Source organism: Desulfosporosinus acidiphilus SJ4, from assembly GCF_000255115.2.
Taxonomy (GTDB): domain Bacteria; phylum Bacillota; class Desulfitobacteriia; order Desulfitobacteriales; family Desulfitobacteriaceae; genus Desulfosporosinus; species Desulfosporosinus acidiphilus.
The window spans coordinates 3,895,958-3,907,984 of sequence record NC_018068.1 but is presented as its reverse complement, the minus strand read 5'-3'; the positions used below and the strand labels follow the sequence as shown (position 1 = coordinate 3,907,984).

15 protein-coding genes and 2 riboswitches are annotated in these 12,027 nt (G+C 43.4%); all 15 genes read left to right on the top strand.

What is annotated here, in order from left to right; genetic code table 11:
- Position 1: 1 nt before the first annotated feature.
- The 15 genes from sigE to gcvH all read left to right on the top strand — a co-directional run bounded on the left by sigE (position 2) and on the right by gcvH (position 12,027).
- Positions 2-724 carry an RNA polymerase sporulation sigma factor SigE gene (gene sigE / locus DESACI_RS17900; protein WP_014828616.1) on the top strand — a complete coding sequence of 241 codons (723 nt, stop codon included), beginning with the start codon at positions 2-4 and terminating at the stop codon, positions 722-724.
- A gap of 56 nt (positions 725-780) precedes the next feature.
- A complete protein-coding gene (gene sigG / locus DESACI_RS17895; RefSeq protein ID WP_014828615.1) occupies positions 781-1,554 on the top strand; it encodes an RNA polymerase sporulation sigma factor SigG in 774 nt (257 codons plus the stop codon).
- Between the two features lie 174 nt (positions 1,555-1,728).
- Positions 1,729-2,007 (top strand): YlmC/YmxH family sporulation protein, encoded by a 279-nt coding sequence (locus tag DESACI_RS17890; protein ID WP_014828614.1) that lies wholly within the window; start codon positions 1,729-1,731, stop codon positions 2,005-2,007.
- 161 nt (positions 2,008-2,168) lie between these two features.
- Complete coding sequence (gene pgeF / locus DESACI_RS17885) at positions 2,169-2,978, top strand: peptidoglycan editing factor PgeF (RefSeq protein ID WP_014828613.1); 810 nt, start codon at positions 2,169-2,171, stop codon at positions 2,976-2,978.
- A gap of 220 nt (positions 2,979-3,198) precedes the next feature.
- Positions 3,199-3,885, top strand: a complete 687-nt coding sequence (locus DESACI_RS17880) for a response regulator transcription factor (RefSeq protein ID WP_014828612.1) — start codon at positions 3,199-3,201, stop codon at positions 3,883-3,885.
- A gap of 4 nt (positions 3,886-3,889) precedes the next feature.
- Positions 3,890-5,260 (top strand): HAMP domain-containing sensor histidine kinase, encoded by a 1,371-nt coding sequence (locus DESACI_RS17875; protein ID WP_014828611.1) that lies wholly within the window; start codon positions 3,890-3,892, stop codon positions 5,258-5,260.
- A 234-nt stretch (positions 5,261-5,494) separates the two neighbouring features.
- Positions 5,495-6,388: an efflux RND transporter periplasmic adaptor subunit gene (locus DESACI_RS17870; protein WP_014828610.1), complete on the top strand. Its 894-nt coding sequence runs from the start codon at positions 5,495-5,497 to the stop codon at positions 6,386-6,388.
- 78 nt (positions 6,389-6,466) lie between these two features.
- The gene (locus DESACI_RS17865) at positions 6,467-7,162 is read left to right on the top strand and encodes a YggS family pyridoxal phosphate-dependent enzyme (RefSeq protein WP_014828609.1); all 696 of its coding nucleotides are present in this window, start codon (positions 6,467-6,469) and stop codon (positions 7,160-7,162) included.
- Between the two features lie 56 nt (positions 7,163-7,218).
- The gene (locus DESACI_RS17860) at positions 7,219-7,656 is read left to right on the top strand and encodes a cell division protein SepF (protein WP_014828608.1); all 438 of its coding nucleotides are present in this window, start codon (positions 7,219-7,221) and stop codon (positions 7,654-7,656) included.
- 11 nt (positions 7,657-7,667) lie between these two features.
- Positions 7,668-7,931 (top strand): YggT family protein, encoded by a 264-nt coding sequence (locus DESACI_RS17855; RefSeq protein ID WP_014828607.1) that lies wholly within the window; start codon positions 7,668-7,670, stop codon positions 7,929-7,931.
- A 25-nt stretch (positions 7,932-7,956) separates the two neighbouring features.
- Entirely contained in the window at positions 7,957-8,730 is a 774-nt protein-coding gene (locus DESACI_RS24015) for a YlmH/Sll1252 family protein (RefSeq protein WP_242833080.1), read from the top strand.
- A 12-nt stretch (positions 8,731-8,742) separates the two neighbouring features.
- Positions 8,743-9,204: a DivIVA domain-containing protein gene (locus DESACI_RS24010; protein ID WP_014828605.1), complete on the top strand. Its 462-nt coding sequence runs from the start codon at positions 8,743-8,745 to the stop codon at positions 9,202-9,204.
- An 89-nt stretch (positions 9,205-9,293) separates the two neighbouring features.
- Positions 9,294-9,770: a hypothetical protein gene (locus DESACI_RS17840; protein ID WP_014828604.1), complete on the top strand. Its 477-nt coding sequence runs from the start codon at positions 9,294-9,296 to the stop codon at positions 9,768-9,770.
- Between the two features lie 280 nt (positions 9,771-10,050).
- A riboswitch (glycine riboswitch) is annotated at positions 10,051-10,158 on the top strand.
- A gap of 3 nt (positions 10,159-10,161) precedes the next feature.
- Positions 10,162-10,238: riboswitch (glycine riboswitch) on the top strand.
- Between the two features lie 232 nt (positions 10,239-10,470).
- Positions 10,471-11,565 carry a glycine cleavage system aminomethyltransferase GcvT gene (gcvT, locus tag DESACI_RS17835; protein ID WP_014828603.1) on the top strand — a complete coding sequence of 365 codons (1,095 nt, stop codon included), beginning with the start codon at positions 10,471-10,473 and terminating at the stop codon, positions 11,563-11,565.
- Between the two features lie 75 nt (positions 11,566-11,640).
- Positions 11,641-12,027, top strand: a complete 387-nt coding sequence (gcvH, locus tag DESACI_RS17830) for a glycine cleavage system protein GcvH (RefSeq protein ID WP_014828602.1) — start codon at positions 11,641-11,643, stop codon at positions 12,025-12,027.

Sequence of the window (12,027 nt, the reverse complement as noted above, 5' to 3'; positions counted from 1 at the left end):
GATGTGGTGGAGTAATGTGCTCGATAAAGTGAGCCGTTTTTGGGTCGTATTTCGTCAGAAATTTTATACAGTTCGCGGTATTTATTATGTTGGCAGCAGTGAAGCCTTACCACCGCCGCTAAATTCGGATGAGGAAGGAATTCTTTTAGAACGTTTAGAGATGGGGGATCATTCGATTAGGGATATCTTAATCGAACGAAATTTACGACTTGTCGTGTATATTGCCAGGAAATTTGAAAATACCGGGATAGGAATCGAAGACTTGGTTTCAATTGGTACTATCGGCTTAATTAAAGCCGTTAATACCTTTGATCCTCAAAAAAAGATAAAATTGGCAACTTATGCTTCTCGTTGTATTGAAAATGAGATTTTGATGTATCTTAGACGTAATAATAAAACTCGTTCTGAAGTATCCTTTGATGAGCCCTTGAACATTGATTGGGATGGGAATGAATTACTGCTTTCTGACGTTTTGGGTACGGAAAATGATGTGATCTCGAAGCCTATTGAGGAACAGGTAGACCGACAATTATTACATTTGGCCATGGAAAGATTGACGAATCGTGAAAAAGTCATCATGGAATTAAGGTTTGGTTTAGATAATGGGGTAGAGAAAACTCAAAAGGAGGTTGCAGACCGGCTCGGAATTTCACAATCCTATATTTCGAGATTGGAAAAGAGGATAATTCGCAGATTGCGTAAAGAATTTTGTCGTTTAGAATAAGTAAAACTTTCATCGGGCATACTTTCCAACAGAATTGTCTGGGGAGGTGCTCTTAAGTGGCATTAAATAAAGTTGAAATCTGTGGCGTGAACACCTCGAAGCTACCTGTTTTGTCCAGTGCGAAAATGAAAGAGTTGTTTGTGATTTATCAAGCCGGGGACCGAAGTGCCCGGGACAAATTAATTCATGGAAATCTTCGACTTGTACTCAGCGTCATCCAGAGATTTACGAACCGAGGAGAGTATGTGGATGATTTATTCCAGGTTGGGTGCATTGGATTGATGAAGGCCATCGACAACTTTGATCTTAGTCAAAACGTTAAGTTTTCAACCTATGCTGTGCCGATGATTATTGGTGAAATACGCCGCTACTTGAGAGACAATAATCCCATTAGGGTGAGTCGGTCCCTGAGAGATATTGCTTATAAAGCCTTACAGGTGAGGGATCAGTTGGTTTGTGAGTGTTCGCGTGAACCAACAGTCTCAGAGATTGCTAATAAGCTGTCCCTGCCGCGTGAAGACGTTATTTTTGCTTTGGATGCTATCCAAGAACCTATCTCTTTATTCGAGCCGATTTATCATGATGGAGGAGATCCGATATTTGTTATGGATCAAATCGGTGACGATAAACAAACGGATACAGGATGGGTAGAGGGACTTGCTGTTCGCGAGGCTCTAAGACGTCTCAGCGAACGGGAAAAGCTGATTTTATCGTTGAGGTTTTTCAATGGTAAAACTCAGATGGAAGTTGCCGACGAGATTGGAATTTCACAGGCCCAAGTTTCCCGCCTGGAAAAGGCAGCGATGCAGCATATGCGCAAATATGTGTAAGGGAGAATGATAATCAGAAACTCGCATAAGAATATCCTTGAAATTGTCTTGAATTTTAGGTTATTTATTAACCTTCCCTCATATGATGATATATGAAGCACGGAACGATGCAGCTGAACATGGATTTCGTGCCTCATACTTCGGATTTTGGGCCTCGATCAAGGGGGGGGATTTATGCGAATTTCGGATATGCGCTTATTGGATGTCGTCAATATAAAAGATGGTCGAAGGTTAGGGCCTATCAAAGATCTTGATTTAGATCTTGAAAAAGGTGTGGTTAAGGGAATGGTAGTTTCCGGACCGGCAAGAAGCAGCTGGGGTCTTTTTGGCGGCGGAAAACCGGAGGATTTCATGATTCCTTGGGAACGAGTCAAAAAGATTGGAGTAGATGTTATTTTAGTTGATGCTCATGATCTTCCGGAATACCATTCAGAGAATGATGACCGCCGTTGAATTTAGTACTTAATTGAATCCATAGGCATAAGTTCATGGTCAGTGAAGATCATGTGCTTATGCTTTATTTATAAGTCCTAAAAGAAAATAGGACTAATAGCAGGTTTGTCCTTGTGCTAATTTAATGATATATTTAAAAAGAAATTGAAGGAGTCAGAGGGATGGACTGGACTTGGCAAACGAGAGGGGAACTAAGTTTTCTAACAATCTCTGATTGGCTTGAAGAAGGAATTGATATAGGTTTCTCCACAAGAAATGGAGGCGTCAGTATCCCTCCCTACGATGGTCTCAATTTAGGACTTCATGTGGGAGATGAGGCCGCGGCTGTTTTGGAAAATCGGTCTCGTTGGCTTAGCCTATGGGGTGTCCCATGGGCAGAGGCTGTGGTAGGAGAACAGGTCCATGGAGACAAGGTCGCTTGGATTCATAACCATGATGGAGGCCGGGGGGTTCTTGGCTTGGAAAATGTTATTCCGGGCGTCGACGGGTTTATTACAAGGAGTTCCGTTGGCCTCATGACATTTTATGCAGATTGTGTCCCTCTTTTTTTCTACTACCCCGATTTAAAGGCAATTGGTATTGCTCATGCCGGTTGGAAAGGAACCGTCCAAAAAATTGGCCGGAAAGCCATAGAGTGTTTCGAAGAAGCCGGAGGTCGTACGGAGAACGCTTGGGTGGCAATTGGCCCCAGTATTGGTCCTTGTTGTTATGTGGTTGATGAACGCGTCGCAGCTCAGTTTCATGCCAACTTTAAGGAGACTCCATTTTTGCGCCTGATTTCAGAAGGTCAGTATCAACTAGATCTCTGGGAGGCTAATAGAATTGTGATGATGGAAAAAGGAGTAAGGCCTGAAAATTTGACTATGGCTGCCCTCTGTACAAAAGATAACCCTGAGTGTTTTTTTTCACATCGCCGTGATGGCTCGCGAACCGGACGGATGGCAGGGTGGATTCGAATAAGAAATGACTAGAAAATAAGTAAATTCGTTCGGCTAAGGTTGAGCCTAAGCCTGACCTGAGCCTCGGGGCTTCGGTGGAGGGTTACTTTCACTGAAGAAATCGAAGGAGTAAACCCCACTCATAGAAGCGTGGGGAGCTTAAATGGGGATAAGAGATAAGGATGAAGCTCTTGAGGTGTGATATATTCGAAGACGATTCTCGAACTTCGTGCCTCGAGTGGGGGGGATTTAAGTGGCAACAATTTTAGTAGTGGATGATGAGGAACCTATTCAAGAATTGCTCAGGTTTAACCTTGAAAAAGAGGGATATCAGGTTCGGGTAGCTAAAGATGGCCCGGAAGCCTTGGCAAATCTTGAGAAGGAACAGCCCGATTTGCTTGTCCTCGATGTCATGCTGCCTGGTATGGATGGCTTAGAGGTATGTCGCAGACTTAGATTAAATCCTAAGTATCAGCAATTACCAATTATCATGTTAACCGCAAAAGGTGAAGAGATTGATAAAGTTTTAGGTTTGGAGCTCGGTGCCGATGATTATATGACTAAGCCTTTCAGTCCGCGAGAATTGTTGGCAAGAATTAAAGCCCGTTTACGCCGCTTAACTATACCGGAAGATTCTGAGACCATGATTGTACGAGGCGAGCTTCGTATCGACATCAGTGGTTTTCGTGTTCTTATTCGTGGTGAAGAAGTTGAGTTGACGCCAAAAGAATTTGAGCTTTTACGTGTCTTTGCTGCTCATCCCGGAAAAGTCTATTCCAGGGACGAACTTTTGGAGCGAATCTGGGGATATGAATATCATGGAGATACCAGAACGGTTGATGTTCATGTGCGTCATTTACGGCTGAAAATAGAACTTGATCCCTCAAATCCAGAGTACATAGAAACTCTGCGCGGAATTGGCTACCGCTTTAAAGGATAATATAATGAGCATTAAATGGCGCTTGACTGGACTTTTTCTAGTCATGACTGGATTGTCCCTGCTTTTGTTTTGGGTAGGGGAGTGTGTAAAATTGAATCCCGTCGGACAACAGGTGGATTTTGAAGTCGCGCTGCTGGCACTTTGTTTTCCCGCCGGTGCCGTCTATGCCTATTCCAGCTATTTGTCACGCAGGTTGGAAAAACTCCATCTGGCTACTCAACGTATTGCGAAAGGCAACTTTGAACGGATTGATTTTGCGGATTCAACGGATGAAATTGGTGAATTCACCGCTGAGCTGAATAGCCTTTCCAGGCATGTAGAGATGATCGTGCAAAACGGAACTCAAGAAGCTCACAAAATGGAGGCAATACTGGCGGGGATGCAAGAGGGGGTTGTCTCCGTAGATCATGTAGGTCGAGTTGTCTTAGTGAATGCTGCGGCTAATAAAATTTTTGAACGCAGGGATACGGCTCGCAAAGTGAAATATTTGCTTGAACTTACTTACGATTCCGAACTGGAACATTTAATTCGCAGGGTGCTTGCTGGGGAACCTGGTGCGACCAGAGAGACCCGTTTTGAGCAAAAGACGATCCAAAGTCAAGTTAACCCGATCCTAAATGAGCAAGGCCAGCCGCGAGGCGCTGTTATAGTTATGCATGATGTTACCGAACTGCGTCGGTTGGAACAAATGCGCACTGAGTTCGTCGCCAATGTTTCCCACGAATTACGAACTCCCTTAACCTCCATAAAAGGTTTTGTGGAAACTTTGCTGGATGGTGCGGCCGATGTCCCCTCTTTGCGTGAGCGTTTCTTAAAAATTATTCAGGCAGAGACGTTGCGTTTACAGCGTTTAATTGAAGATCTCTTAACGTTAGCTCATTTTGAAGGACGCGAGAATCGGGGAGAACTTGGTTCAGGCAAAATAAGTTATCTCCAACAAGCCTATAAGAAGATTCAACCTGTTATTCTGAGCTTTGCCCAAGTTAAGGGAATTGAGGTTGAAATCGATCTGCCGGACGATCTTCCGCCGCTGTCAATAGGGGAAGACTTGCTCAGCCAACTTCTTTTGAATCTTCTGGAGAATGCCGTTAAATATACTACTGAAGGAAGGGTTTGGCTAAAGGCACAAGCCTATGAAGGGGCAGTGCGTTTGGAGTTTGGTGATACTGGCTGTGGCATTCCGGAAGAAATGCTGCCAAGAATTTTTGAGCGCTTTTATCGTGTGGACAAAGCTCGCTCACGAGAACAAGGAGGGACAGGTTTAGGCCTGAGTATCGTAAAACATATGGTTGAGGGAGTGGGAGGGACCATTAATGTGACATCCGAACTTGGTGTAGGAACTGTTTTTATTTGTGATTTGCCTCGCGCAAAATAACATGGTTTCCCTGATAAGGTAGAGAACTTGGCTGACCGGCTGCGCTTAGGCAAGAGGACGAAGACACTGTCTCAGCGCGTATTAGCTCTTCATACAGTCTACAGCCAAGAGTTGTACATGCTGATAGTATAGAAAACTGAGCTGGCGCTAAGCCTCTGGCGAAAGCGGCAGGTTAGTTGCACTTATGATAGTATAAAAAAATCTAAGATTAGAGGGAATTGCTGGGAGGAGGCTATGGCGAGAAAGAAGAAGAGAAAATTCTCTTGGTTTTGGTGGGTGCTGTTCTTAATTTTGCTCGGAGGAGCTATTTGGTTTAATCGAGCATACTTCATGACTCGTGATATAAACTATACAGCAGCTCAGTCCGGAACTATCACCCATGAAAGAAAGATCCCTGCAATTTTTGCCAATCAGGAACAACCTGTTGCCGCTCCCATCTCGGGGACAATTCAATTTGTTGGCAATGATGGTCAGCGTTTCAGACGAGGAGAAACTGTGGCTACGGTGCAGCAAAATGGCACTAAACAGGGTTTGGCAGCTGCTATGGGAGGACTATTCTTTCATCAGACGGATGGACTGGAAACTATCATTACCAGTGATAGTATTATGTCTATGGATTTGGAGAAATTAGTTACTCAAACTTCCAAGGTTAAAATTCCGGGCCAAACAGTTCAAGCGGGAGAGATTGTGGGCAAAATGGTAAATAATCTTTTGCCTACCATGGCCTTCCTGCAACTGCAAAGTATTGATAATCTTACTGTTGGAAAAACGCTTCGTTTAATAACGGGAAACCAGACCATGGATGCTGTGATTATGCGGAAATCCGAAAAACCTATGGGTGTCATTGTACAGTTCCCCCATTATGTCGATGGTTCGGCCTCTGAGAGAAAGCAGGAAATCACCTGGAGTTATGCGCCACAGACCAGCGGAGTATTGGTACCTAAAAGCGCACTTTGGAAACAGGGAGAGGAAATTGGTCTTTTCGTTGTGAATGATGGAGTAGTTCATTTCAAGAAAGTTAAAGTACTGGACGAAAATGATCAACAAGCTTGCGTCGACAGTTTACCTGTCGGGATTCCTGTTGTAACGAATCCGCGGGATGGACTTGAAGGGTTGATAGCTAAGTAAAAAATGTCCGGTTTAAGATTTTCGCAGCAGGAAACGAAGGAAAGGCGTAGAATTCTTTGCGAAGGGGATATTTAGGACATGGGAGATTTGGGCATTCAAGAGCGTTTATTGGAAGTTCGCCAGCGAATTCTTCGGGCAATTGAGCGGAGCAACAGGGATAACGGCGCTGTTAAACTGCTGGCCGTTTCTAAGACCCAGCCCCCAGCCAGCCTTCAGGAAGCTTATCAGGTTGGACAGCGGGCTTTTGCGGAGAACCGGATTCAAGAGTGGGTAGAAAAGGTTCCGTTTTTGCCTGCCGATTGTGAATGGCATATTGTGGGGAGACTTCAAACGAATAAGGTAAAATATTTGACTGACAAGATTGCCCTGATTCATTCTTTAGATCGATTTTCACTCTTAGAAATGTTAAACGAACAGGGGGGACGGCAAGGCTTAACTTGGGCAACTTTAGTCCAGGTAAACATTGCTCAGGATCCTTCGAAGGCCGGCTTAGCTCCTGAAGAAGTTCCGGATTTTTTGGATTCAATCGCGGACTATCCCTATGTTCAGGTACGAGGTTTTATGACGATTGGAGCTCTTGAGGCCAATCTGCAAGAAACCAGAGCCTTTTTTCGCCAACTGCGGAATCTCCGAGATTCCCTGCAATCTCGAACATGGCCTGGCGTGAATTTGCAAGAGCTTTCGATGGGCATGAGCAGAGACTTTGAAGCAGCCATCGAAGAAGGAGCAACCCTTGTCCGGGTAGGACGTCAGATTTTTGGTGAACGCGGTTAGTATTAAGGTTTATAGATAAAGTAAAAGAGCTCGACTTAAGAAAGGGAGGATCGGCTATGGCTAAACTACTGGATAAGATGATTGGAATTATGGGATTTGCTGATGATGAACAGGAAGAGGATCTTTTCGAAGAACAGGAAAAAGAAACGATGGACCAAGAAGAAGTTCGCACCAGTCGAAAAAATGCTCCCGTGGTAAGTATTCATACCCAAAAACAAATGCGAGTGGTTGTTTTGGAACCCAATACCTTCGAAGATGCCCAAAACATAGCGGACCAGCTTAAATCACGTCGTCCGGTAATTGTTAACCTAGAGAACGCGGAGAAAGTATTAGCGAAACGTATCGTCGATTTTATTAGTGGGACAACGTATGCTTTAAACGGCAATATGCAAAAAGTCGGAAACGGAATTTTTCTTTTTGTCCCCAACAACGTGGATATTTCTGGGGAGATGAGAGATGAACTTAAAGTTAAAGGTTTGTTCTGGCAAAAATAGGGGGGGTCACATTGATTTATCTAATCGTACAAATTATTGATAAAGTCATTACTATCCTGATTTTTGCGATAATCGTACGGGTTATGCTTTCTTTTTTTCCTCGCGTAAAACCAAACCCGCTTATAACTATAATTTACGATATAACAGACCCTTTATTGAAGCCTTTTCAACGTTTTCAGATTACTTCAGGGGCTATGGGCTTGGATTTCTCCCCCCTGATTGCTATTATCGTTCTGAACTTAATTCAATCATTGATTGTGAGGCTTCTCTATTAGGATGAGACGTTCCGTAGATCGCACTATGTTAAAATTTTGGAGTGAAAAAGAAGCATATTTGTCAGCCGCTCATCTATTGGATCAAATGGATGCAGTGCTCCATAGAAACTCCATGCAAGTCACTACTTTTTTAAGCTTCGCGATGAGGGAGTGGGCTGAGGGAATTCTTAACAAGGAGCAGTTAGCTTATTTGCTTGAAGGCGGTTTCCCCGACGCAGAACGCGTTCGTATCGTTATTGGCTCAAGAGAGGAAACTTTGGATTCCGCCGATGCAAATCTATCCATCCTTGAGGTTCTTCCGGCAAATCCTCATACTCAGCTTGAACATCGCCAAATTTTAGGCTCTCTGATTGGTTTAGGTATAGGACGGGAAGTTTTAGGAGATATTCGGGCAGGACTTAGCGGGTATTATCTTGCGGCTTCAACTGAGATCGCTCCGTTTTTGCTAGATCAGTGGAAAGCTGCAGGACGTGAAAAGATTAAAGTCTCTCTTTGTCATGAAAAACCTAACATTTTGTCCGATGTAGGAGAACAGAAACGGGTTACGGTTAGTTCAACTCGCTTAGATGCCCTCCTTGCCCATTCCTTTGGCGTATCCCGGGCCTCAGCTCAGGAGTGGATTAAACAAGGAAGGGTACGGCGTGAGGGCCTTGTAGTAAGCAAAGCAGAACTTAAATTGCAACCCGGAGAAACGATTTCTTGCCGGGGGCAAGGGCGAATTAGGCTTTTAGAGTGTACTCAGACTCGCAAGGAACGTACGGCTTGGCAACTCGTACTTTATAAGTCTCAACGCCAATAGGAGGTAAAGAAGATGCAAATGACTCCTCTTGATATACGCAATAAGCAATTCAACAAAGGACTTCGAGGGTATCAATGCGGAGACGTGGAAAAATTTTTGGAAGCCGTGAGTCAGGAATTTGAGTCTGCTTACGCGGAAAACTTTGAGTTGCGCGAAAAGGTTAAAGCTTTGGAAAATGAAATTAGTCATTTTCGTCAACTCGAGACTACATTGCAGCAAACGTTGGTCTTAGCTCAACAGACTGCCGAAGAAGTAAAACAAGCTGCGCGCCATGAGGCTGAGCTGTTGCTGAAGGAAGCAGAACAGAAAAAGTTAGCCCAGGTGTCTCAAGCTCAAGAAAAGTGGGAAGAAATGCAAAGAGAAATTCAGGAGTTGGGCAGGAAGCGCGATTTGATTCGAACTCAACTCAAATCATTTTTGCTCTCCCATCTTGATTTGGAAACGATGCAAGAGAAAACAGAAGGTATCGCCTAGAATTTCAGGTCTTCTCGATTGTTGCGAAGCAAACTGGTTTCGTGGTAAGATATTCTAAAAGAGAACTTGGAAAGAGAAGGAAGACACCGATGAATAGATTGATTAGTGAAATATCTTCTGACGTTCTCATTCAAGGATTTGGTCTGCATGAGGATGAGCGGAAGGTTTTTATAGGGAAAGTTGGAGGTCAGGAGATCCAACTTTTGCCTGATTTCCATAATTTAGACTTAGATGCCAAAGAATTGAAAATTTTATTTCTTGGCCTTGCGGAAGCCAGTCATCAATTTCGACCTGGGGACGTGCTGATGACCGGAAGTGATGATTTACTGGATCGTGCATTTCAAGTTATGGATGACATTGAGCAGCGTTGTATTGTGGTTACATTGTCACCTGATCAGGATTCAACCCATTTATATTTTTCTAACGAAACACTGGAACCGTTAGTTCAAGAATGGAAACAGCGTAAAGTATCGTTTTTGTGTCTTTGGATGGTTGCTCCCCAAGAATTAGAGGGACAAGCTAAATTAGTGACGATTTTACGTAAAATCATTTTAAAAGACTCGTAACGTAATTATTCCTTATTTTATTAAAGTTTTCGGTCCTGTGAACTATGAGCGGCGATCGGCATTCTCAACAGCAGAAGGACGGGGCGGACCCGGAGGAATGGCGGAGGGAAAAAGCGATAATGATGGTTATGAGTGATCTCGTCTCTTAATGGAGAGGCGAGATTTAGTTTTGTCGAACTTTGTAATTAAATATTGGAAAAAATCAGTCAAAATCTTGAAAAGGGTCTAGACTAAATGAAAAAAAAAGCATAGTATATTGTATAACGGTAATAGCTACCGAATGATACTAGCAGGAGAGATCTGGGTGGTCCAGACGCCGAAGGAGAAAATCTCTTGAAGTCGCTTTTCAAGAGGGGAAACTCTCAGGCAAAGGTACGGCTAGTAGACGGTACTCTGGAGAGTTTCTCTAAGCAGAGAACACCAAAGGGGAAGTCGGAGACGGCGAATCTCTCAGGTTAAAGGACAGAGAAGATGCGAAAGGCATCTTTCTCTGTCCTTTTTATACTATCAAGGCCCCTATGCCGCTTGCGGTATCGCTGATGAATGGGAAAGTTAATGAATGGGAAATTTAATTTTCGGGGCAGAAGTATAAGCTTTAGTTAAACTCAGAGTAGTATCTTCGGGACTAACCAAATATTTAAAGGATGTTAAGTTTCAGTTTTCAGTAAAAAAACATTACAGAATTAAGGAGGTGCCCAAGATGGCGGAACTGAAGCGAACTCCACTTTATGAAGAACATAAAGAGGCTAAGGCAAAAATAATTGACTTTGGCGGATGGGAAATGCCGGTTCAGTATGTTGGAGTGATTGAAGAACACAGGGCAGTGCGAAACAAGGCGGGACTTTTTGATGTATCACATATGGGCGAAATTGATGTTCGAGGAAAAGATGCTTTGGCTTTTGTTCAAAAGATCATTACAAATGACGCAGGTAAGCTGGAAAACGGAAAGATCCTCTATTCACCTATGTGCTATCCGGATGGCGGAATTGTAGATGATTTATTGGTCTATCGGCATAACCCTGAGCATTTTTTTCTCGTAGTCAATGCTTCGAATACCGAAAAGGATTTTGTCTGGATGCTTGATCAAGTTCAAGATTTTCAAGTCAGTGTGAAGAATGTCTCAGACCAATATGCCCAACTTGCTTTGCAAGGACCTCAAGCGGAAAAAATTCTACAGCAATTGGCCAATTTAAGTTTATCGACTTTAAAATATTATACGTTTAGTTATGGTGAAATTGACGGTGTTACGTGTCTCATTTCCCGGACAGGGTATACGGGTGAAGATGGTTTCGAAATATATTTTTCCCCGGAGTATGGTCGGCAGTTGTGGCGCAGGATTTTAGAAGTCGGTTCTCGGGAAGGGGTCCAACCCATTGGCTTGGGGGCGCGTGATACGTTAAGGTTTGAAGCTCGTTTGCCCTTATACGGCAACGAATTAGGAGCGGAAATAACTCCCTTAGAGGCCGGTTTGGGGATCTTTGTTAAATTAGACAAAGCTGATTTTATTGGCAGGGATGCTCTGCTTAAGCAAAAGGAAAATGGTATACCACGAAAGCTTGTCGGTCTGGAAATGATCGGACGGGGCATCGCCCGCTCACATTATCCTTTGCAAAAGGATGAACAAGAGATAGGGTTTGTCACCTCAGGTTCATATTCTCCGACATTGGATAAAAACATTGCTCTGGGTCTTGTTCGAGCAGATTCTGCTGTTGTAGGCAATTCATTGGATGTTATGATTAGAGGAAAGGCTGTCGAAGCAAAGATTATTCCAAGTTTGTTTTATAAACGGAGTTAATTGATGCGGTATTCCATGATGGATGCTCATTTAGATCTTAGGGTAAAATAATAAAAATTTGAGGAGGACGATAACATGAATCCAGTTGAATTAAAGTATAACAAAGAACACGAGTACTCGAGGACAGCAGGAAACATAGTAACCTTTGGTATAACCGATCATGCCCAGGAAAGCCTTGGCGACGTTGTTTTTGTTGAACTTCCACAAGTTGGAGATACGGTGACTGCAGGTGAATCTTATGGAACGGTGGAATCAGTTAAAGCAGTTTCAGATATTACCGCAGCTGTAAGCGGCAAGGTTGTAGAAGTCAATAGTTTGGTGATGGATTCACCGGATTTGTTGAACAGTGATCCTTATGGAGAAGGTTGGCTGATTAAAGTTGAGGCAGATGATTTGTCTCCTCTGGATTCTCTAATGAGCGCTGCCCAATATGAGGAGTTTCTGGCTGAGGAGGAACATTAG

Coding starts and splice junctions, on each gene's coding strand:
- sigE (WP_014828616.1), top strand. CDS start 2: ATGTGGTGGAGTAATGTGCTCGATAAAGTGAGCCGTTTTTGGGTCGTA.
- DESACI_RS17890 (WP_014828614.1), top strand. CDS start 1,729: ATGCGAATTTCGGATATGCGCTTATTGGATGTCGTCAATATAAAAGAT.
- pgeF (WP_014828613.1), top strand. CDS start 2,169: ATGGACTGGACTTGGCAAACGAGAGGGGAACTAAGTTTTCTAACAATC.
- DESACI_RS17875 (WP_014828611.1), top strand. CDS start 3,890: ATGAGCATTAAATGGCGCTTGACTGGACTTTTTCTAGTCATGACTGGA.
- DESACI_RS17870 (WP_014828610.1), top strand. CDS start 5,495: ATGGCGAGAAAGAAGAAGAGAAAATTCTCTTGGTTTTGGTGGGTGCTG.
- DESACI_RS17865 (WP_014828609.1), top strand. CDS start 6,467: ATGGGAGATTTGGGCATTCAAGAGCGTTTATTGGAAGTTCGCCAGCGA.
- DESACI_RS17860 (WP_014828608.1), top strand. CDS start 7,219: ATGGCTAAACTACTGGATAAGATGATTGGAATTATGGGATTTGCTGAT.
- DESACI_RS24015 (WP_242833080.1), top strand. CDS start 7,957: ATGTTAAAATTTTGGAGTGAAAAAGAAGCATATTTGTCAGCCGCTCAT.
- DESACI_RS24010 (WP_014828605.1), top strand. CDS start 8,743: ATGCAAATGACTCCTCTTGATATACGCAATAAGCAATTCAACAAAGGA.
- DESACI_RS17840 (WP_014828604.1), top strand. CDS start 9,294: ATGAATAGATTGATTAGTGAAATATCTTCTGACGTTCTCATTCAAGGA.
- gcvT (WP_014828603.1), top strand. CDS start 10,471: ATGGCGGAACTGAAGCGAACTCCACTTTATGAAGAACATAAAGAGGCT.
- gcvH (WP_014828602.1), top strand. CDS start 11,641: ATGAATCCAGTTGAATTAAAGTATAACAAAGAACACGAGTACTCGAGG.